Below are 20,187 nucleotides of genomic sequence, written 5' to 3'. Positions count from 1 at the left end.
AGTATTCACCGATATTTGGGCAGAAAATTGGATGATAGTTTACCAGATTTTGATGGCTTTGTGGTGAGGGGATTCTGGAAATGTGGAAAAAGAGAAGATATATGCATGGATATTGTGGATAACCTGCGCATTATCCATAAAAAAACCCGCCGAAGCGGGTTTTTCGCCAATCGTTCTGCGTAAGCAGAATGGATTAACGTTTGGAGAACTGTGGACGACGACGTGCTTTACGCAGACCCACTTTCTTACGTTCAACCTGACGCGCGTCACGAGTAACGAAGCCAGCTTTACGCAGTTCAGAACGCAGGGATTCGTCGTACTCCATCAGAGCGCGGGTGATACCGTGACGGATCGCACCTGCCTGACCGGAGATACCACCACCTTTAACGGTGATGTACAGATCCAGTTTTTCTACCATATCAACCAGTTCCAGCGGCTGGCGAACTACCATGCGGGCAGTTTCGCGACCGAAGTATTGTTCCAGAGAACGCTGGTTGATTACGATTTTACCACTGCCCGGTTTGATGAAAACGCGAGCTGCGGAACTTTTGCGGCGACCAGTGCCGTAGTATTGATTTTCAGCCATTGCCTATAATCCCGATTAGATGTCAAGAACTTGCGGTTGCTGTGCCGCGTGGTTGTGCTCGTTGCCTGCGTAAACTTTCAGTTTACGGAACATAGCACGACCCAGCGGGCCTTTTGGCAGCATGCCTTTAACCGCGATTTCAATCACACGCTCAGGACGGCGGGCAATCATCTCTTCAAAGGTCGCTTCTTTGATACCACCGATGTGGCCGGTGTGGTGATAGTACACTTTGTCAGTACGCTTGTTGCCGGTTACAGCAACTTTATCAGCGTTCAGAACGATGATGTAATCACCGGTATCAACGTGCGGAGTGTATTCCGCTTTATGCTTACCGCGCAGGCGACGAGCCAGTTCAGTAGCCAGACGGCCCAGAGTTTTACCGGTCGCGTCAACAACATACCAGTCGCGCTGTACGGTTTCTGGTTTAGCTGTAAAAGTTTTCATTAAAAGCTTACCCAAATAAATAAGTTACACGTTGGTGAACACCCAAACGTTTAGTCAGTTGAGGCTCACACGACAAAGTCCGGCAAACCTACCCCTTCGAATAGCACATGCCGACACATAGAAAGTTTTGGGAAAAAAACCTTCTCGTAACGTGGGGTCGCAAGATTATAGAGAAGTTGAGGTCAAAGATCGACCCTTAAATGCGTTTTGGAATGGGTTTTTCGAGGGTGGGTATTGTACGGTCTGGTGCCCTCACCCCCAGCCCCTCTCCCACGGGAGAGGGGGGCATTTGTTACGGCATATGCTCCAGCTTCAGGTATTCTTCGCTCTGCATCTCCTGCAGGCGCGACAGGCAGCGCTGGAACTCAAACTTCAGCCGCTCGCCCTGGTAAATCTCATATAAAGGTACCTCGGCGCTGACCACCAGCTTGACGTGGCGCTCATAAAACTCGTCCACCAGCGCAATGAAGCGCCGTGCTTCGCTCTCCATCAGCCGCGTCATCACCGGTACGCCCAGCACCATCACGGTGTGGAACAGACGCGAAAGCGCAATGTAGTCGTGCTGGCTGCGGGCATCCACGCAGAGCGTCGTAAAGGAGACCGCCAGCGTTTGGTTTTCGACGCCAAGGGTGGGCAGCGGTCGATGGTTAATCTCGAGCTCCGGGGCGTGCTCGCGTTTTGCTCCCGCCAGCGCCAGCCAGAGTGTATCCATCTCGCGGGTGGTCTCTGCATTTAACGGCGAAAGCCACAGGTGCGCCTGGGTCAGCGTGCGCAGACGATAATCGACACCGGCATCGACGTTCATGATATCGCAGTGCTGCTTGATGGCATCGATGGCGGGCAGGAAGCGTGCGCGCTGCAGGCCGTTACGATAGAGTTCATCCGGCGGGATATTCGACGTAGCCACCAGCGTGATCCCGCGGGCAAATAGCGCCTTCATCAGGCCGCCTAGCAGCATGGCATCGGTGATGTCAGACACAAAAAATTCATCGAAGCAGAGCACGTCCGTTTCCGCCTTGAACCTGTCGGCCACAATCTCCAGCGGATCGCTTTTGCCCTGCAGTGCGGTCAGCTCTTCATGCACCCGCAGCATAAAACGATGGAAGTGCAGACGCTGTTTACGTGCGCCAGGCAGGCTTAGATAAAACAGGTCCATCAGCCAGGTTTTTCCGCGACCGACCCCGCCCCACATATATAGACCGCGCACCGGCGCGTGAGCCTGTGGCGCTTTTTTACCGAGCAACCGCCCAAACGCCGCCTTTAGCCCACCGTTCTGTTCGACTTCAGCGGGTTTTGCCGTGAGCTCCTGATAAATCATCTCCAGACGGTTTACCGCCTCACGTTGAACCTCATCAGGCTGATGAGTGCCCTCGTTAAGGGCCAGTTGATATCGCGATGCAGGGGACAGGTTTTGCATAATCTTATTGTTATTCCTTCAATTAACGCTCACCAGCAGACGTGACTGATGAAAAAAAGGCCGTTCTACACTACGCGATGATACGTCAGGATTCCACTTCTGCAGAAATAGCGGTTATAGTGGCATTATCAGGCACAGGCAGGAGCCGAGCCAACACCCTACGGAACAACAAGACAACGGGAGAAGTTCATGACCTGGGAATATGCGCTAATCGGTTTAGTCGTCGGCATCGTCATCGGTGCTGTGGCCATGCGTTTCGGTAATCGCAAATTGCGTCAGCAGCAGTCACTGCAGTACGAACTGGAAAAGAACAAAGCCGAGCTGGAAGAGTATCGTGAAGAGCTGGTCAGCCACTTTGCCCGTAGCGCCGAGCTGCTGGACAACATGGCAACCGACTATCGTCAGCTTTATCAACATATGGCAAAAAGCTCCAGCAGCCTGCTGCCGGAAATGACCGCGGAAACCAACCCGTTCCGCAACCGTCTGGCTGACTCTGAAGCCGGTAACGATCAGGCGCCCGTTCAGATGCCTCGCGACTATTCCGATGGCGCGTCCGGCCTGCTGCGCGGCGGTGTAAAACGCGATTAATCGCACAACCTGAATATATTTTACGGGCGCAGCGATTGCGCCCGTCCTTTCCTGATGACCCCAGCTATCATTTAGTTAAACACCTCATTGTTCAGCGGTTTAAAATTCAATAACATCAACGTGTTTTTAGGGCCGTTTTTCCTTTATTCCAGGTTACGAGAGTCAACATCGATGAAGAAAAAAAACCAGCTGTTGAGCGCTATCGCGTTAAGTGTCGGGTTATCTCTCTCGGCGTCCGTCCCTGTATTTGCCGCCATTCCCTCCCAGGTGCCTGGCCAGGCGGCCATTCCAAGCCTCGCGCCTATGCTGGAAAAAGTGTTGCCGGCGGTCGTCAGCGTTCAGGTTGAGGGCACCGCAGTACAAAGCCAACGCGTCCCTGAAGAACTGAAAAAATATTTTGGCGATGAGTCTACCGACCAGCAGGCTCAGCCTTTTGAAGGCCTGGGTTCTGGCGTCATTATTGATGCGGCAAAAGGCTATATCCTGACCAACAACCACGTCATCAGCCAGGCCGATAAGATCAGCGTCCAGCTGAACGATGGCCGTGAATTTGATGCCAAACTGATCGGCGGCGATGACCAGAGCGACATCGCGCTGCTGCAGGTGCAAAATCCGAGCAACCTGACCCAGATTGCCATCGCGGACTCAGACAAACTGCGCGTCGGCGATTTTGCCGTCGCCGTGGGCAACCCCTTTGGTTTAGGGCAGACCGCCACCTCCGGGATCGTCTCGGCGCTCGGGCGCAGCGGCCTCAATCTGGAAGGGCTGGAAAACTTTATCCAGACCGATGCCTCAATCAACCGGGGTAACTCCGGCGGAGCATTGCTCAACCTTAACGGCGAGCTGATTGGGATTAACACGGCGATTCTGGCCCCGGGCGGCGGCAGCATCGGGATCGGTTTTGCTATCCCCAGCAACATGGCCAAAACCCTGGCGCAGCAGCTGATCCAGTTCGGTGAAATCAAACGCGGACTGCTGGGTATTAAAGGTATGGAGATGAGCGCGGATATCGCAAAAGCGTTCAATATCAACGTACAGCGCGGGGCGTTTGTCAGTGAAGTGCTGCCAAACTCCGGCTCGGCAAAAGCGGGCGTGAAATCGGGAGATGTGATCGTCAGCCTGAACGACAAACCGCTGAACAGCTTTGCAGAACTGCGTTCGCGGATTGCCACAACGGAACCAGGCGCCAAAGTGAAGCTGGGCCTGATACGTGACGGTAAGCCGCTTGACGTTGAGGTGACGCTGGATAAGAGCACCTCTTCCTCGGCCAGCGCGGAGCTTATCGCCCCGGCGCTACAGGGGGCTACGTTGAGCGACGGGCAGCTGAAGGACGGTACGAAAGGCATCAGCATCGACACCGTCGAGAAGAGCAGCCCTGCCGCACAGGCCGGATTGCATCAGGATGACGTGATTATCGGTGTAAACCGCAACCGCGTGCAGTCTATTGCCGAACTGCGCAAGGTGCTGGAAAGCAAACCAGCGGTTATTGCCCTGCAGGTCATGCGTGGCAATGAGTCCATCTATATTCTGTTGCGCTAAGCATTTGCGACCCGGACATCACCGCTGCGTGTGATGTCCGGATAACTCATGTTATGCTGCAAATCGTTCCTTTTTTAACGACACGCGCATCATGCTTTTAAAGCTCTTACGTTCTACTGTCATCGGTTTGATTGTCGCTGGCCTGCTGCTGCTGGCGCTGCCGTCTTTACGTCAGTTCAATAAACTGTCGGCTCCCCAGTTCGATAGCACGGATGAAACGCCGGCCACCTATAACCAGGCCGTCCGCCGTGCCGCACCTGCCGTGGTTAACGTCTATAACCGTGGTCTGAATACCTCAGCCCATAACCAGCTGGAGATCCGTACCCTCGGCTCCGGCGTAATCATGGACGAGCGCGGCTACATTATTACCAACAAGCACGTGATTAACGATGCCGACCAGATCATCGTCGCCCTGCAGGATGGCCGCGTGTTTGAGGCGTTACTCGTTGGGTCTGACAGCCTGACCGACCTGGCTGTTCTGAAAATTAACGCCACGGGCGGTTTGCCGGTCATCCCGATCAACCGTAAACGTACCCCGCATATTGGTGACGTCGTACTGGCTATCGGTAACCCTTACAACCTGGGCCAGACCATCACCCAGGGGATTATCAGCGCGACCGGTCGTATCGGTTTGAACCCCTCCGGGCGGCAGAACTTCCTGCAAACCGATGCCTCCATCAACCACGGTAACTCCGGCGGGGCGCTGGTCAACTCGCTGGGCGAGCTGATGGGCATCAACACCCTCTCGTTCGATAAGAGTAACGACGGTGAGACGCCGGAAGGGATCGGCTTCGCCATTCCGTTCCAGCTGGCGACCAAAATCATGGATAAACTGATCCGCGACGGACGCGTGATCCGCGGCTATATCGGTATCGGCGGGCGCGAAATTGCACCGATGCATACCCAGGGCGGCGGTATCGATCAGATTCAGGGTATTGTGGTTAACGAGGTGGCACCGGGTGGTCCGGCGGCTAACGCAGGGATTCAGGTAAACGATGTCATTGTGTCGGTCAACGGCACGCCAGCGGTCTCTGCGCTGGAGACGATGGATCAGGTGGCAGAAATTCGCCCGGGTTCTATCATCCCTGTTGAGGTCATGCGCAACGATAAGAAACTGACGCTGCACGTGACGATTCAGGAATACCCGGCCACTAACTGACAGGCATAAAAAAACGGAGCGATAAGCTCCGTTTTTTTTACCGGGAGACGGTTCGTATTACTTGTTAACGAACTCTTCGCCCAGGGTGATATCTTTCTTCAGCGTATCCAGCATGCCTTCCATCGCGTGTTGTTCAAACGCGCTCAGCGTACCAATGGATTTACGCTCTTCGATACCGTTTTTACCCAGCAGCAGCGGCTGAGAGAAGAAGCGAGCGTGTTCGCCATCGCCTTCAACGTAAGCGCATTCAACAACGCCTTTCTCGCCCTGCAGAGCGCGAACCAGTGACAGACCAAAACGCGCAGCCGCCTGGCCCATAGACAGGGTTGCAGAACCGCCACCCGCCTTCGCTTCCACCACTTCGGTGCCCGCGTTCTGGATGCGTTTAGTCAGGTCAGCCACTTCCTGCTCGGTGAAGCTCACGCCTGGGATCTGCGACAGCAGAGGCAGGATGGTGACGCCAGAGTGACCGCCGATTACCGGTACTTCCACTTCTGTTGGCTGCTTGCCTTTCAGCTCAGCAACAAAGGTGTTGGAACGGATGATATCCAGCGTGGTTACGCCGAACAGTTTGTTTTTGTCGTAAACACCCGCTTTCTTCAGCACTTCTGCCGCGATAGCCACGGTGGTGTTCACCGGGTTAGTGATGATCCCGATGCATGCTTTCGGGCAGATTTCTGCAATCTGCTGCACCAGGTTTTTCACGATGCCCGCGTTGACGTTGAACAGGTCTGAACGATCCATGCCTGGCTTACGCGCCACGCCTGCAGAAATCAGCACCACGTCGGCACCCTGCAGCGCAGGACGTGCATCTTCACCGGAGAAGCCTTTGATTTTTACAGCAGTCGGGATGTGGCTCAGGTCAACCGCCACACCTGGGGTTACCGGAGCAATATCGTACAGGGAGAGTTCTGAGCCTGAAGGCAGTTGGGTTTTCAGTAGTAGGGCAAGCGCCTGGCCGATACCACCAGCAGCGCCGAGGACTGCGACTTTCATCCTAAACTCCTTATTATGGTTAACTTAAGTATCTGTAAATCCGTTGCGGCGACCATAATTCAGCAAGTAAATAATTACAATTTTCGTAGCTAAAGAATTTGAGGTCACGCGACTTTATCTCTCACCAGAAGACTATCTGACGACAGAGGGCAACGCATTAAGAGGTGGTTACAATACACCCTGCCCCGCCACCAAAACAACATCATTTTGATAACATTTAATTTACTTTTAAGCTTATTTGCGCGGCGTGACCCAGGCATGTTTTCTGATAACGAAATCTGATAAAATCACTCCCTTTCATAACATTATTTCAGCCTGGCGCTGAGTAGATAATTTGCATAAAAATTCATCCACATGCATAATAATGTTGTTTCTATCGTCATATTCCGGGTGACTTATGCGAAGCTCGTCTAAGCAAGAAGAATTAGTAAAGGCGTTTAAGGCGCTACTCAAAGAAGAGAAATTCAGTTCTCAGGGAGAAATTGTTCAGGCGCTGCAGGAACAAGGCTTCGATAACATCAACCAGTCGAAAGTCTCCCGCATGTTAACGAAATTTGGCGCGGTGCGTACGCGTAACGCCAAGATGGAGATGGTCTATTGCCTGCCGGCAGAACTTGGCGTGCCGACCACCTCCAGCCCGCTCAAAAACCTGGTTCTGGATATCGATCATAACGATGCCGTCGTGGTGATCCACACAAGCCCGGGTGCCGCGCAGCTCATTGCCCGCATGCTGGACTCGCTGGGTAAAACGGAAGGTATCCTCGGGACTATCGCCGGTGATGACACCATCTTTACCACACCGGCTAGCGGTTTCTCTGTGAAAGATCTCCACGAAGCCATTCTGGTACTGTTCGAACAGGAACTCTAATCCCCTCTCCCCGTAGCGCCGCTGCGGGGATCGTTCTGCTTCCGCTGCGTTCTCCCCTCTTTTCTACTGCCCTTCACTTTGACAAATAGTGCTTTTTACCACCTATTAACATTCATCTGGTGAATGCTAAATCAAAAAATCGCACAAAAAATCAAAAGCTGGTATCCATATGATTTTATTAGATATAACCAACTAAAATGAACAAAAAACGCCCAATATTATGCGATTTGGTTATAAAAAACAGACTGGTTAACACGTAATAACAATAGAAACCATTAGTCTGGTATTAATTTTTACCGTTATTAGTGTATACTTGATTTTGTGATGAGGGTCACGAAACAAGGCCCCACTAAAAAATTCGACGAGGTAAAAATCATGAAAATCAAATCAACTGTAGCGGCGCTCAGCGTCCTGTCCGTCCTGTCATTCGGTGCTTTCGCAGCTGACTCTATCAATGCTGACCAGGCGCAATCCCGTCAGGCCATCGGTACGGTTTCTGTCGGCGCGGTCGGCACATCGCCAATGGACATGCATGAGATGCTGAACAAAAAAGCGGAAGAACAGGGTGCGTCATCCTATCGCATCATCGAAGCGCGTTCCGGTGACCACTGGCACGCCACCGCTGAGCTGTACAAATAAGTTTTAGTAATAACTGAAGACGTAAATCTCCACTCAACGGCACCAGGCATAAAAATAGCGGTTCAACCCTTCTCGCCGTTGAGTAAAAACCCTATTCAGGAGTAAAGACTATGAAAACCAAATTGATCATCGCAACCCTCGGTCTGGCATCCGTTCTCTCTTTCGGCGCGAGCGCAGCCGTACAGCAGGTAAATGCCGACCAGGCACAAAATCTACAGCGTATGGGCAGCGTCTCCGTAACGTCTGTCACCGGCTCACCGATGGATATTCGTCACGAACTTGCCGCCAAAGCTGAAAAAGCAGGCGCCAGCAGCTATCGCGTCACCGAACTGAATCAGGGTGACCACTGGCATGCAACGGCAGAACTGTATAAATAAACCCTCGTCGTATCTCATCATACGACTTGCCCCTGGCCTTATGGTCAGGGGCTTTTTTCATTCAATGCCGCGCGTTAAAGCGCAGCTGCCCTTCAAGCTCTTCTTCCGCTTCATCGAACAGCAATATCAGCGCGCCAAAACGTCTTCGCAGCTTATCGGGCAAATGGATGAACTCAATTTCCAGCGGTAGCGGCAACTGACTGCCGGTGACCACGTCCCACAGCGTATCCAGATTCGTCACGCTTTCCCGTTCAAGATCAAACGCCCGGATAAATTCACGGTAGAAGTCTTCCTGACTGTCGATCTCGTCAAAATCAAACGTATAGGTTTTCATTGCCAGCCACCCAGTCCAGGCGAGCGGCAGATGCCGCCCTGTCTATTATAATCCCCCAATATGCAGGGTTTTAACTTCCAGATACTCTTCCAGCCCCAGCACGGAGCCCTCTCGTCCAAGACCTGACTCTTTTACGCCGCCAAAGGGCCCAAGCTCCGTGGAGACGGCGCACTCGTTGATGCCGATCATCCCGCTCTCGATGGCCTGTGAAACGCGGAAGACCCGTGAGAGATTCTGGGTGTAGAAGTAAGCCGCCAGCCCATAGGGCGTGTTGTTGGCGCGCTGGATGACTTCATCTTCCGAGGTGAAACGGAAGCACGCCGCCACCGGGCCAAACGTCTCTTCTTCTGCCAGCTTCATGCCTTCATGGCAGTCGCCCAGCACGGTTGGCATCCAGAAATTTCCGCCAAGCGGATGGGGCTTACCCCCAGCCAGTACGGTTGCGCCCCGGGCAACGGCGTCGTCGACATGCTCACGCACCTTGTTGACCGCCGAAGGTTCAATCAGCGGCCCGACGACCACCCCCTCTTCGAGACCATTACCCACCTTCAGCGCCTTCACCGCATCGGCAAGTTTATTCACAAATTTGTCGTAGACGGTTTCCTGAATATAAAAACGGTTCACGCTGACGCAGACCTGCCCGGCATTGCGGAACTTGTTGGCGATCGCGCCCTTAACCGCCGCGTCGATGTCCGCATCCTCAAAAACGATATACGGGGCATTTCCCCCCAGCTCCATCGAGACTTTTTTCATGGTTTCTGCGGCGTTACGCACCAGCGTTTTGCCGACGGAGGTTGAGCCGGTAAAGGAGATTTTACGCACGTCGCGGCTTGCCATGATCGCATCGCTGATTTCATGCGTATTCCCGGCGACGGTGTTGAGAACACCGTCGGGCACACCGGCCTGTTTCGCCAGCGTAAGCAGCGCAAATGCGCTGAGCGGCGTGTTATTGGCCGGTTTAATGACCCCGGTGCATCCTGCTGCCAGCGCCGGGCCTAACTTGCGGGTGAGCATGGCCATCGGGAAGTTCCACGGCGTAATCGCCGCGACCACACCAATAGGTTCACGGGTCGCCAGAATGCGTGAGCCGGGTTTTATCGGCGGAATAATTTCTCCGTTCGCGCGTTTGGCCTCTTCGGCAAACCACTGGATAAAGCTGGCGGCGTACTCGACTTCTCCCTCCGCTTCTTTCAGGGGTTTGCCCTGTTCGGTGGTCATCAACCGCCCGAGCCAGCTTTTATTCTCAATAATCAGTTCGTACCAGCGGTAGAGAATCGCCGAGCGTTCTTTCGCGGTTTTGGCACGCCATGCCGGGAAGGCCTGGGTAGCCGCTGCAATAGCGTCTTCGGTTTGCGCTTTACCCGCTTTTGCGACTTTAGCAATGACCTCGCCGGTCGCGGGATTCAGCACATCAAAGGTTGTATCCAGCGTTTTCCAGATTCCGTTGACCAGATAACCGGTCTGAAAAAGGATGTGGTCCTGAAGCGCCTGGGTCGTCATGTGTTCTCCCTTTCTGAAATGTAAGAACGTGCTGGAATAAGTATAGCCACAAAAAAACCGACGCTTTTGGCGTCGGTTTTTTTACTTCAGTCAGTTATCCGTGAGGGCATTCTGGTAGCGATGCAGCATAAACACCAGCCGTCCTACCGGCTCGGTCACCTGAGGCGGCGCCTCCCAGTGCTTGAGCTTTTCCTGATAGGTATCGAGCTCTTCAAGCAGCTGCGTAAAGTAGCGACGCCGTTTGTCATCGCTGCTGGCAGAAAGCACGTGATCGGCGGTACGACGCAGCTGGCGGTGGTATGCCGACAAATCGTCGTTGATCGGCACGGGCGCGTTACGCAAACGCTGGTGCGCAATGATCATGGTTAACGCCAGGCGGAACTTCGCGATATCGCCCGGGAACTTGTTCAGCAGCAAAAACAGCTGCTGGTAGAGCGCGGGCAGGTGGTTCTCTTTACGGCGCGCGGTATTGGTTGTCAAAGATGACACGGCAGCCGACACGAACTGGTTCAGCAGCACGCGGCCCGTTCTTGCCTGCGAGTTATCCCGCACCAGCAGTATCACCATCATGGCCAGGAAGCAGCCCACCAGCTGGCCTAACGCGCTGTCGAGGAACTGGCTGAAATGGAAGGTCATCGGGTTATCGAGAACGATGATGTTAATCGTACTCGCCAGCGCCCCCAGCGATCCAAGACGCCGCTTTTGCACTTCAATGCCGATAAAGAACGCCATTACCGCCAGGCTAATGCAGAGCAGCAGCATGCTCTGTTGCGTCGACGGGATGATGACCAGGAAATAGAGCGCGCCTATCGGCAACGCGGCAATCGTGCCGTAAAGGAAATCAATGGCGACCATACGCGGATTAGGCAGACGCATCGCCAGTGCGGTCACAACGGCAATCATCACCATCGCGCCGCTGCCGGACGTCCAGCCCGTCCACAGCCAGAACAGCGTGCCGAGCATGCAGGCAAGCGTCGTACGCCAGAAATTGACCATGGCGTGATGACGCTCGGCGGATTCCGCCTTGATCACCACTTCCCCCTGCAGCACCTCTTCTTCCGCCGCGCTGATTTTGGTGTTACCGATCACGCCGCGCTTCAGAAGCAGATAGCGCGTCGCGGCGCCGACCCAGGTGTAGATGGTTACCGGCGTGTCGCGCTCCCCGGTCCAGGCAATCACCCGGCGCATGCGCTTAAGCTGCTTATGCACGTCCTGTACGGTTTCCACCGGCTCGGCAAACAGTTCGCGGAACGTATCGGTGACCGCTTCCGGCCGGGTGTTCTGAATCAGATAGGTTTCACAGGCCTGGGTAATCAGCGTCAGAGAGACGGTGTTGAGGGCTTTCAGGCGTCGATTCGCGCGGGCCCAGCGCGACGACTCCATATTAAGGTTGCTGCGCATTCCTTCCAGCGCCTGCGTACGACGTACCAGCCCGCTCCAGGCTTTATCCACCTCTTCGCTGTCGCCATGCTTAATGCACAGCTGCATCAGCTGATACTGGGCAACAATCAGCGCGTCGAGCTCACGGTCGACTTCCTGCTTGATGGAGCGCGGAGAGAAAAGCAGGTCAGCGACGATCGCGCTGACAATGCCAATCACAATCTCGCTGCAGCGCTCAACCGCAAACTGCGGGGCGAGCAGCGGTTCGCTTTGGATAGTGATGACAATAATCAACGCGGTATAGCCCGCCAGTCCCCAGGCGTAGGAGTTCTCCACTTTCACCAGAGACGAGATCCAGGTGCAGAAACCCGCCCAGATACAGCACACCATCAGCATCAGCAGCGGGGTGCGGATCATCAAAATAATAATGGTCAGCGCCGCGAAACAGCCGATAAACGTCCCGATGATACGCAGCATCCCGCGATAGCGGATCGCGCCAGAATAGGGCTCCCCGCCCGCGGCAAAGGCAGGGCCCGCCGCGACAATCGCAGCCGTCAGCACTGCCCAGCGAGGGGTTTCAAGCTGGAAGTGAAAGCCAACAAACAGCGCCAGCACGATGGCGCACGCCAGCTTCACGGCGAAGCGAATGTGCTGGCTGGCGATGGAAAAGATACCCATGGCGATTAACCAAACTCGCGAAGGCGGTGGGCAATTTTACGGAAGAACGAGTCCTGGCTGGCATCCCGGTCCTTTTCACCGGTGATCACCACCGTCGCCGTGGTACCCGCAGGCCACAGATTTCCCTGCTGTTCATCAAGATGAATACGTACCGGCACGCGCTGGGCCAGACGCACCCACTCCAGGTTGGAATCGACCGTCGCCATCCCTTTGGCATCGTTAGAGCTGCTGGAGTTAGTCACCCCTGCGGCAACGCTGTCGACGGTGCCTTTAAAGACGCGGTTGCTGCCGAGCGGCGTGATTTCCGCCCGGTAACCCGGGCGCACGCCTTCCAGCTTGGTCTCTTCCATATAGGCGAGCACGTAGAAGGAGTTCTGTTTAACCAGCGCCACGGCAGTTGAGCCACGGGTAATGAATTCCCCGGCATAGACGTTGAGGTTGGTCACCCAGCCATCGGACGGCGCGCGGATCACGGTGCGCTCGAGATCGAGCTTCGCCAGATCGCGCGTTGCCTGCGCTTTCGCCAGCTGGTGCAGCACGGTTTGCAGCACGTTGTTGGACTGATCAATCTCTTCACGGGACATTGCCTGAACGCCCAGCTGATTACGGCGCCCTGCCTCGCGGCGTTTCTCCGCAGCCAGCGCCTGGTAATAGGCCACGTCCGCTTCCGCCTCTTCCAGCGCTTTCTGGTAACGAGGCTGGTCGATGGTGAACAGGACCTGATCTTTCTTCACCAGCTGGTTATCGTGGACGTTGACCGCTGTGATAAGACCAGCCACGTCAGGGGCTATTGCCACCACATCGGCGCTGAAGCGTGCATCACGCGTCCACGGTGATTCGGTGTAATAAACCCAGGCGCGGAAAATAGCGATGAAGGCGAGGATAACCAGCGCCATCGTGATGGCGGTGCGGGAGATTTTTCTTGTTAGCGTTTTCACATCAACCTCAGACAAACATGCGCGATATCAGATAAAACAGGCAGCAATACAGCGCGGTATTGAACAATGCAGGGTGCCAGACGAAATCGTAGATCCCGGTAGGGACCAGCACCTTGCGCACCAGCCAGAAGATCGCCAGTGATAAAAGAAGCTCGAAAAATATCGGTGGGAACGACAGACCGAACACCACGATAACGGGAAACAGACTCATGTTGACCTTGATAAGAGAGAGTGCAGGCTTCAGAATTTTTTAGCGCACGCCACCGCAGGAGAGCAAGAAACGCCGGGCGAGAATGGCGCAGCCGTTATGTAATTAATAATATATTAACGTAACTGTTATGCTGTTATCTATAATATGTGATCTAAATCACTTTTAAGCCAGAGTGAACAATGGAACGTTTAAAACGCATGTCGGTCTTCGCCAAAGTGGTTGAGCTGGGCTCTTTTACCGCCGCTGCACGCCAGCTTCAGATGAGCGTCTCATCCATCAGCCAGACGGTGTCCAAACTGGAAGATGAGCTTCAGGTCAAGCTGCTCAACCGCAGTACCCGCAGCATTGGGCTGACGGAAGCGGGTAAAATTTACTATCAGGGCTGTCGCCGCATGCTGCTTGAAGTGCAGGATGTTCACGAACAGCTCTATGCCTTCAACAACACCCCTATCGGCACGCTGCGCATCGGGTGTTCTTCAACTATGGCACAAAATGTTCTCGCTGCCATGACGGCGGATATGCTGAAAGAGTACCCCGGTCTTACCGTCAATCTGGTGACGGGTATCCCGGCACCGGATCTGATTGCCGACGGGCTGGACGTGGTGATCCGCGTCGGCGCGTTGCAGGATTCCAGCCTGTTCTCGCGACGGCTGGGCAGCATGCCGATGGTGGTCTGCGCCTCGAAAAGCTATCTGGCGCAGTACGGTGTTCCGGAGAAACCAGCCGATCTCACCAACCACTCGTGGCTGGAGTACAGCGTGCGGCCCGATAATGAATTTGAGCTGATCGCTCCGGAAGGGATCTCCACCAGGCTGCTGCCGGAAGGGCGGTTTGTCACCAACGATCCGATGACCATTTCACGCTGGCTGGTGGCCGGCGCCGGGATCGCCTACGTGCCGTTAATGTGGGTGATCAACGAGATCAACAGCGGCGTGCTGGAGATCCTCTTCCCGCGCTACCAGTCCGATCCGCGTCCTGTGTACGCCCTGTATACCGAAAAAGACAAACTTCCGCTCAAGGTGCAGGTGTGTATTAACTATCTGACCGAATATTTTGTGGACGTGGCGGAGCTGTTTCAGGGGATGCGGGGGAGAAGGAAAGAGTAGGCCTTTTTCCATAAGGACGCGGGAGAAAAGACAGCGTGGAGCAGCCCCCTCTCCCCTTTGGGGAGAGGGTCAGGAAATTACGCCGTGCCGCCCACCGTCAGGTTGTCCACCTTCAGCGTTGGCTGGCCCACGCCAACCGGCAGGCTCTGGCCCTCTTTACCGCAGACGCCCACGCCGTTATCCAGCTTCAGATCGTTACCGACCATGGAAATCTGCTGCATGGCTTCAATACCGGAGCCAATCAGCGTCGCACCCTTCACCGCTTTGGTCACTTTGCCTTTCTCGATCAGATACGCTTCTGACGTGGAGAAAACAAACTTACCGGAGGTAATGTCCACCTGGCCGCCGCCAAAGTTTGGCGCAAAGATACCGTAATCGACGGATTCGATAATCTCCTGCGGCGTGGATTTGCCCGGCAGCATGTACGTGTTGGTCATGCGCGGCATCGGCAGATGCGCGTAAGATTCACGGCGTCCGTTGCCCGTCGGCACGACGCCCATCAGGCGCGCGTTGAGTTTGTCCTGCATGTAGCCTTTCAGCACGCCGTTTTCGATCAGCACGTTGTACTGGCCTGGCGTACCTTCATCGTCGATAGCCACCGAGCCGCGACGATCGCGCATGGTGCCGTCATCCACAACGGTGCACAGCTCAGAGGAGACAAGCTGCCCGATTTGACCGCTGAACACGGACGTCCCGCGACGGTTAAAGTCGCCTTCCAGGCCGTGGCCTACGGCTTCGTGTAACAGTACGCCCGGCCAGCCGGCGCCCAGCACCACCGGGAATGAACCCGCCGGCGCCGCGACGGCATTCAGATTCACCAGCGCCATGCGCACGGCTTCTTTCGACCACGCGTCGGCGCGTGCTTCACCGTCAACGTCGCCCAGGAACCAGTCATAGCCGAAACGACCGCCGCCGCCGCTTGAGCCGCGCTCGCGTTTGCCGTCGTCATCGACCTGCACGCTGATGGAGAGACGCACCAGCGGGCGAACGTCTGCCGCAAGGGTACCGTCCGTTGCCGCAACCAGAATCAACTCATACACGCCGCTCAGGCTGGCAGAAACTTCCTGCACGCGTTTGTCCGCCGCGCGGGCGACTTTGTCCACGCGACGCAGGATATCCAGCTTCTCTTCACGGCTCATGCTCTGCAGCGGATCGATGCTGGTATAGAGCGCAGAGTGCTGCACTTCTCCCAGGGTTTTCACGCGACCATCACCGGTATCACGCACAATGGTACGCGCGGCCTGCGCGCTCTGCTCGAGTGCGGTAAGGCTAATCTGATCGGCATAGGCAAAACCGGTTTTCTCGCCGCTGACGGCACGGACGCCGACGCCCTGGTCAATGTTGTAGGAGCCATCTTTGATGATGCTGTCTTCTAAAACCCAGGATTCGTGATAGCTCGACTGGAAATAAAGGTCGCCGTAGTCGAGACGGCGTTCGGTCAGTTGACCAAGAATGGAGAACAGGTCCTGATGGCTCAGGCCGTTCGCTGCGAGCAAATGTTCACTTACCAGGTTCAGACTCATCGTATTGCTACTCGTTCGTTGCCGCCCGTGGCGGTATAAAGATCGTATTTATTGAGAGTGAGGCAATTACCTGCCCACGTCAAATCATTGCTGTGCATCTTTGCGCGGCTGGCGCAGCACCTCGTTAATCTGCGGTTTATCGACCGGACCGGTAATGCGGTAGCGCAGAATGGAGACCTTGCTCCACAGCGGCCCCAGCACTTTGCTGGCGGCAAACACCGCCGCACCGACAATCGGGTTCACCACAAAGGCCGCCGCCACGCCCACGCTCGCGGAAATTTCCGGCGCCACCACGGCTTCCATATCCAGCTCGCGACGCACGAGGTTAACGGAGCCTTTCATAGCGATATCCGCTTCCAGGCCATCCACCAGCGTGTCGTCCGTATGCAGAACACCGTCCTTGATCCACGCCATGCTGCGGATGGAATCGTAGTAGAAACCTTCGCTGAAGGTATCGCTGAAATCGAAGCGCAGCTTGCGCAGCAGCGCATCAAAACTCAGCAGGCGCAGGATCTGCCCGGCGCGCCCCGTGCTCACGTCGGCAATTTCACCTTTGCCGAAGCGGGTTTTCAGAATGCCGTTCAGCGAGGCCTCATCCGGCTTCCACGGAGCGTCACGCCAGTGAAGATCGTAATCGACGTCAAACGACGAGCCGCGCAGCGGCGTGCTGATTCCAAAGAAATTGGCTGCCGCATCCAGCTTGTTGCCTTTAATGTCGCCCTTCAGGGACGTTCGCTGCTCGCCCGGGTTATTCACCCATTCCCCTGCGGCCGTCATGCGGCCAAAACCGGTATCAACCAGGCCACCGGAGAGCGTAAGCGTGTTGGCCTGAATAGTGAAATCACCGTCAATACGGCCATATTTCTGCCCCCACAGCCAGCACTCCGCGCAGCGCAGCTGGAGATCGGGCCAGCCGCTAAAATCGACGCGGGAGACATTACTCAGCGGCGACGCCTCTGCCGGTTTATCTTTCCCGCTCGCGGCGCTTGCCGGGTTGTAGTAGAGGTAGCGGATCGCCGCCTGCCACGGCGCGTGATTGCGCATGGTCAGCGTACCGTTGATCTCTCTGCCCTGGGCCTCCACCTTCGTGCCGTTAGCGCCAGGCTGTGAAACCAGGCTCAGGTTGTTCCACTGCTGCCCGCCCAGCATCAGTGACGGCGTGCGTACGGTAATGGCTTGCGGGAACTGGGCGGTTTCATCAACGTTTTGCCCAACGCCTTTCTGGAACAACGCCAGCCACTCTGCACCGTCCATCGGCGGGAGATTCAGCTCAATGCCCGACTGCTCCGGCAGAGGCGGCGTGGAGCGGCTATCCGTTGTCCAGATGGCTTTGTCGAGGGTGAGCTTGCGGTTAAGCAGCCAGCGGCTGTTGAAGTGGTTTGTCCCGCCCGCGCTTCCGGTCAGCGCGAAGCTGTTCAGGTTGCCATCGACGTTCAGCTTTACCGGCAGCGGCTGTCCGGCCTGTTTATCCAGCGGCGCAGGCAGCTGGCTCTGAAGGTTTTTCAGATCGCCCGTGATGTCGACCTTATACTGGGCGCCCGCGTGATAAGGCAGGTCGATTGCCACTTTACCCTGCCAGGCGACTGCGCCCTGCACTGACGCCTCAATGGCTTTCGGCAGGACCTCCATGCGCGCTGGCTGCCAGTTACCGTCCAGATTGACGGCTACCTGATAAGCCTTTTCACCCTCGGTGGTCGTGAAGTCGATATTAACGGGCTGATTAAACCAGCTGGCCGTAAGCGGCTCGCTCTTAAGGTTTCCGTTGTCAAAGCTGAACTGCCCGCTGAGATTTTTCAGCGTGCTCTCAAGGGGTTTGATGAACAGGCTGTTGTTCTTAAGGCGGACGTCACCTTTAGCGGTGGTCATCTCGCCGTCCAGCGGGATATCAAGATGTAAGCGAGCATTCACATCGCCATCAAGCTGTAGCTGCTGGAGCGTCGCCGCCAGCGAATCTTTCAGGGGCGTCTCCTCAAAGTACGGCCCCACCGCTTTGCCCGGGCCGTTGATGTCAGCATCAATCAGCAGCTTCTCTTTGGAGTAATCCGGGATGTTGGCCGTCAGGTTGCTGGCCGTCACGCCGCCCAGCGCCACGCTGTCGGACTTCATCCATAGCCCGTCATTGAGGAAGTTGAGCTCGATATCCAGATCTTTCAGCGCGGGCCAGCCGGGCTGGAACGCAAATGTCGCGTTATGCAGCGGCACCAGCACCTGGAACTGGCCTTCATTATGTTTGTACGGGAAAAGATGCGGGTTACCGCCGTACACCAGCGTGGCATTGTCCGCCTGACCGCCCTGAATCGCGCCGCTGAGATAGTCCACCAGGGCTTTTCCCATCAGGTTTTCCGGGAAGTAGCGCCAGGCCTGAGAGCCGTCATCGGTGCTGATCCCGGCCAGAATGCCCAGCCACGGCTCGTCACCTACAGGCTGCAGATAGCGGAAATCGCCGCGCGCGTGCACCGCTTTGGCTTTCACATCGATATGGCGACCATCAAGCTGGAAGCCCTTGTCGTTACGGAGCCAGTTAAGCACCGCGCTGCCCTGTTCGATTTCCAGCGGCGCGCGGAAGACCGTCTCGTAAGGCATTTTGGCATCGTGCATATCAACCGTTAGCCTGCCGTTTTCCACGCTGCCTTCCAGCTTGCCGCTAAAGTGCTCCGCCCCCGGCAGCAGCTTCCACTGCTTCCAGGCAAGATCTTTCCACGTTGCCTGGAAGCGGGTTTTTTCCGTCGCCTGGAGCGGAATATCCAGCGCCAGAGCGTCTATTTTCCCGCTCGGCTGCGTTGCCAGCCAGATCTCGCCCAGGTCCGGAGAGAGCTTTGCCGCCATCGAGCGCAGGCCCTCAATGGCCGCCAAATCGAGGTTGCTGGCGCGGATGCGCAGCTCGTCGCTGCGTTTACTGGCCGTGCCGCCGACGTCCTGCTCCGGCATCCAGGCCAGCGTCAGCGCACCGCGCGGCCACGGCTTGCCGTCCATGGTGATGCGCGTATCCGGAATGGCAAACTGCCAGCCCTCTTTCTCCTGCGTCACGTGCGCGGTGAGGTTATCGACGGAAAGCTGATGCTGCTGTTTTTCGCCTTTCCAGCTGGCGCCCCCCTGCTTGAGCCAGATATCGCCGCTGGCGAATTCGCCTTTGGTCAGGGTCAGCCAGCCTTCAAGGCTGAAACGGGCAGTCTCCAGCTGCATATTTTGCTGGAGCCAGTCGCCCAGCCATGGCTTCACGTCCACATCGTCGGCCTGCAGCCAGACTTTGCCGTTGTTTAACAGGCCGTCATCGTCCCGCAGATCCATGCGCACCTGCATCACGCCGTGCTGGCCGTTCAGGCTTGAGAGATTGACCTGCCCCTCAGCGCGGTGACGTTCTTTACCGTTGAGCCAGGTCAGCTGAGGGATCGCCAGTTCGGCGCGCTGGCCGGAAAGGGTAATGAAGCTCACTTCGCTGTCGCGCAGATCGAAGTGATCGAACTGACGGAGGAAAAGATCGCTGAAGCGGTTGGCTTCCAGACCCTGCCCGCTATCGCCGCCGGACAGAGGCGTATTGGTCAGGAACTGGAGTTGATAAAAGGTGAGATCGCGAAACTGCCAGCGCAGATGCAGCAGGCTTTGCCAGACGTCCAGCGCCAGGGTCACGCGTTTGATTTTCAGGTGGCCGCCATCTTTGAGGCTGGCGTTGATATCCCGAACATCGAGCGTCGGGCCAAAATTCTGCCAGTTAGCGCTAATCTGGCTTACGTTCACCGGCACGCCGGTGGTGGATTCGATTTTAGCCAGCAGCTGCGGACGCCAGCTGTCCAGATGCGGTAATACGAGGCGTAGCCCGCTCACGAGCAACGCGACAATCACGACCAGCGTTGCCCCTGTAAGCAATAAAATCCCCGGCAATCGCCTCACGCATCTCTCCTTGTCA

At 55.9% G+C, this 20,187-nt stretch carries 18 protein-coding genes; 7 read left to right on the top strand and 11 right to left on the bottom strand.

The window, feature by feature from the left end; genetic code table 11:
- Positions 1–193: 193 nt before the first annotated feature.
- From rpsI to zapE, 3 genes are all read right to left on the bottom strand, one after another.
- On the bottom strand, positions 194–586 hold the full coding sequence (gene rpsI / locus HCH49_RS14500) for a 30S ribosomal protein S9 (RefSeq protein WP_003860436.1): 393 nt from the start codon (positions 584–586) through the stop codon (positions 194–196).
- A 15-nt stretch (positions 587–601) separates the two neighbouring features.
- Positions 602–1,030, bottom strand: coding sequence for a 50S ribosomal protein L13 (gene rplM, locus HCH49_RS14495; RefSeq protein WP_006178824.1), 429 nt, complete (start codon positions 1,028–1,030; stop codon positions 602–604).
- A 292-nt stretch (positions 1,031–1,322) separates the two neighbouring features.
- Positions 1,323–2,447 carry a cell division protein ZapE gene (gene zapE, locus HCH49_RS14490; protein WP_221702918.1) on the bottom strand — a complete coding sequence of 375 codons (1,125 nt, stop codon included), beginning with the start codon at positions 2,445–2,447 and terminating at the stop codon, positions 1,323–1,325.
- 189 nt (positions 2,448–2,636) lie between these two features.
- Here zapE and zapG point away from each other — a divergent pair, with 189 nt between their 5' ends.
- From zapG to degS, 3 genes are all read left to right on the top strand, one after another.
- Entirely contained in the window at positions 2,637–3,035 is a 399-nt protein-coding gene (gene zapG / locus HCH49_RS14485) for a Z-ring associated protein ZapG (RefSeq protein WP_008502832.1), read from the top strand.
- A gap of 171 nt (positions 3,036–3,206) precedes the next feature.
- Positions 3,207–4,574 carry a serine endoprotease DegQ gene (gene degQ, locus HCH49_RS14480; protein WP_064673377.1) on the top strand — a complete coding sequence of 456 codons (1,368 nt, stop codon included), beginning with the start codon at positions 3,207–3,209 and terminating at the stop codon, positions 4,572–4,574.
- A gap of 91 nt (positions 4,575–4,665) precedes the next feature.
- Positions 4,666–5,733 carry an outer membrane-stress sensor serine endopeptidase DegS gene (gene degS / locus HCH49_RS14475; RefSeq protein ID WP_023309386.1) on the top strand — a complete coding sequence of 356 codons (1,068 nt, stop codon included), beginning with the start codon at positions 4,666–4,668 and terminating at the stop codon, positions 5,731–5,733.
- A 57-nt stretch (positions 5,734–5,790) separates the two neighbouring features.
- On the opposite strand, the gene mdh is transcribed toward degS, so the two are convergent.
- Positions 5,791–6,729, bottom strand: a complete 939-nt coding sequence (mdh, locus tag HCH49_RS14470; protein WP_023309387.1) for a malate dehydrogenase — start codon at positions 6,727–6,729, stop codon at positions 5,791–5,793.
- Positions 6,730–7,126: 397 nt separating this feature from the next.
- On the opposite strand from mdh, the gene argR reads away from it, so the two are divergent.
- The 3 genes from argR to yhcN (HCH49_RS14455) all read left to right on the top strand — a co-directional run bounded on the left by argR (position 7,127) and on the right by yhcN (HCH49_RS14455) (position 8,613).
- Complete coding sequence (gene argR / locus HCH49_RS14465) at positions 7,127–7,597, top strand: transcriptional regulator ArgR (protein ID WP_023309388.1); 471 nt, start codon at positions 7,127–7,129, stop codon at positions 7,595–7,597.
- Positions 7,598–7,972: 375 nt separating this feature from the next.
- Positions 7,973–8,236 carry a peroxide/acid stress response protein YhcN gene (gene yhcN, locus HCH49_RS14460; RefSeq protein WP_023309389.1) on the top strand — a complete coding sequence of 88 codons (264 nt, stop codon included), beginning with the start codon at positions 7,973–7,975 and terminating at the stop codon, positions 8,234–8,236.
- A gap of 110 nt (positions 8,237–8,346) precedes the next feature.
- Positions 8,347–8,613 (top strand): peroxide/acid stress response protein YhcN, encoded by a 267-nt coding sequence (yhcN, locus tag HCH49_RS14455; RefSeq protein ID WP_032659672.1) that lies wholly within the window; start codon positions 8,347–8,349, stop codon positions 8,611–8,613.
- 61 nt (positions 8,614–8,674) lie between these two features.
- Here yhcN (HCH49_RS14455) and HCH49_RS14450 read toward each other — a convergent pair whose 3' ends face one another.
- From HCH49_RS14450 to aaeX, 5 genes are all read right to left on the bottom strand, one after another.
- Positions 8,675–8,947, bottom strand: a complete 273-nt coding sequence (locus HCH49_RS14450; RefSeq protein WP_023309391.1) for a barstar family protein — start codon at positions 8,945–8,947, stop codon at positions 8,675–8,677.
- A gap of 45 nt (positions 8,948–8,992) precedes the next feature.
- The gene (locus HCH49_RS14445; protein WP_087823135.1) at positions 8,993–10,447 is read right to left on the bottom strand and encodes an NAD-dependent succinate-semialdehyde dehydrogenase; all 1,455 of its coding nucleotides are present in this window, start codon (positions 10,445–10,447) and stop codon (positions 8,993–8,995) included.
- Positions 10,448–10,537: 90 nt separating this feature from the next.
- Positions 10,538–12,505, bottom strand: coding sequence for a p-hydroxybenzoic acid efflux pump subunit AaeB (gene aaeB, locus HCH49_RS14440; RefSeq protein WP_033146764.1), 1,968 nt, complete (start codon positions 12,503–12,505; stop codon positions 10,538–10,540).
- 5 nt (positions 12,506–12,510) lie between these two features.
- Positions 12,511–13,443 (bottom strand): p-hydroxybenzoic acid efflux pump subunit AaeA, encoded by a 933-nt coding sequence (gene aaeA / locus HCH49_RS14435; protein WP_023309394.1) that lies wholly within the window; start codon positions 13,441–13,443, stop codon positions 12,511–12,513.
- Positions 13,444–13,450: 7 nt separating this feature from the next.
- Positions 13,451–13,654, bottom strand: coding sequence for a p-hydroxybenzoic acid efflux pump operon protein AaeX (gene aaeX, locus HCH49_RS14430; RefSeq protein ID WP_003860416.1), 204 nt, complete (start codon positions 13,652–13,654; stop codon positions 13,451–13,453).
- A gap of 179 nt (positions 13,655–13,833) precedes the next feature.
- On the opposite strand from aaeX, the gene aaeR reads away from it, so the two are divergent.
- Positions 13,834–14,760, top strand: coding sequence for an HTH-type transcriptional activator AaeR (gene aaeR / locus HCH49_RS14425; protein WP_023309395.1), 927 nt, complete (start codon positions 13,834–13,836; stop codon positions 14,758–14,760).
- Between the two features lie 77 nt (positions 14,761–14,837).
- On the opposite strand, the gene tldD is transcribed toward aaeR, so the two are convergent.
- Positions 14,838–16,283, bottom strand: coding sequence for a metalloprotease TldD (tldD, locus tag HCH49_RS14420; protein ID WP_221702917.1), 1,446 nt, complete (start codon positions 16,281–16,283; stop codon positions 14,838–14,840).
- Positions 16,284–16,367: 84 nt separating this feature from the next.
- A complete protein-coding gene (yhdP, locus tag HCH49_RS14415; protein WP_221702916.1) occupies positions 16,368–20,171 on the bottom strand; it encodes an AsmA2 domain-containing protein YhdP in 3,804 nt (1,267 codons plus the stop codon).
- Positions 20,172–20,187 lie beyond the last annotated feature (16 nt).

This window comes from Enterobacter sp. Y17, from assembly GCF_019730495.1.
Taxonomy (GTDB): domain Bacteria; phylum Pseudomonadota; class Gammaproteobacteria; order Enterobacterales; family Enterobacteriaceae; genus Enterobacter; species Enterobacter asburiae_B.
The sequence above is the reverse complement of the archived record's forward strand: the minus strand, read 5'-3'. Positions and strand labels throughout refer to the sequence as shown.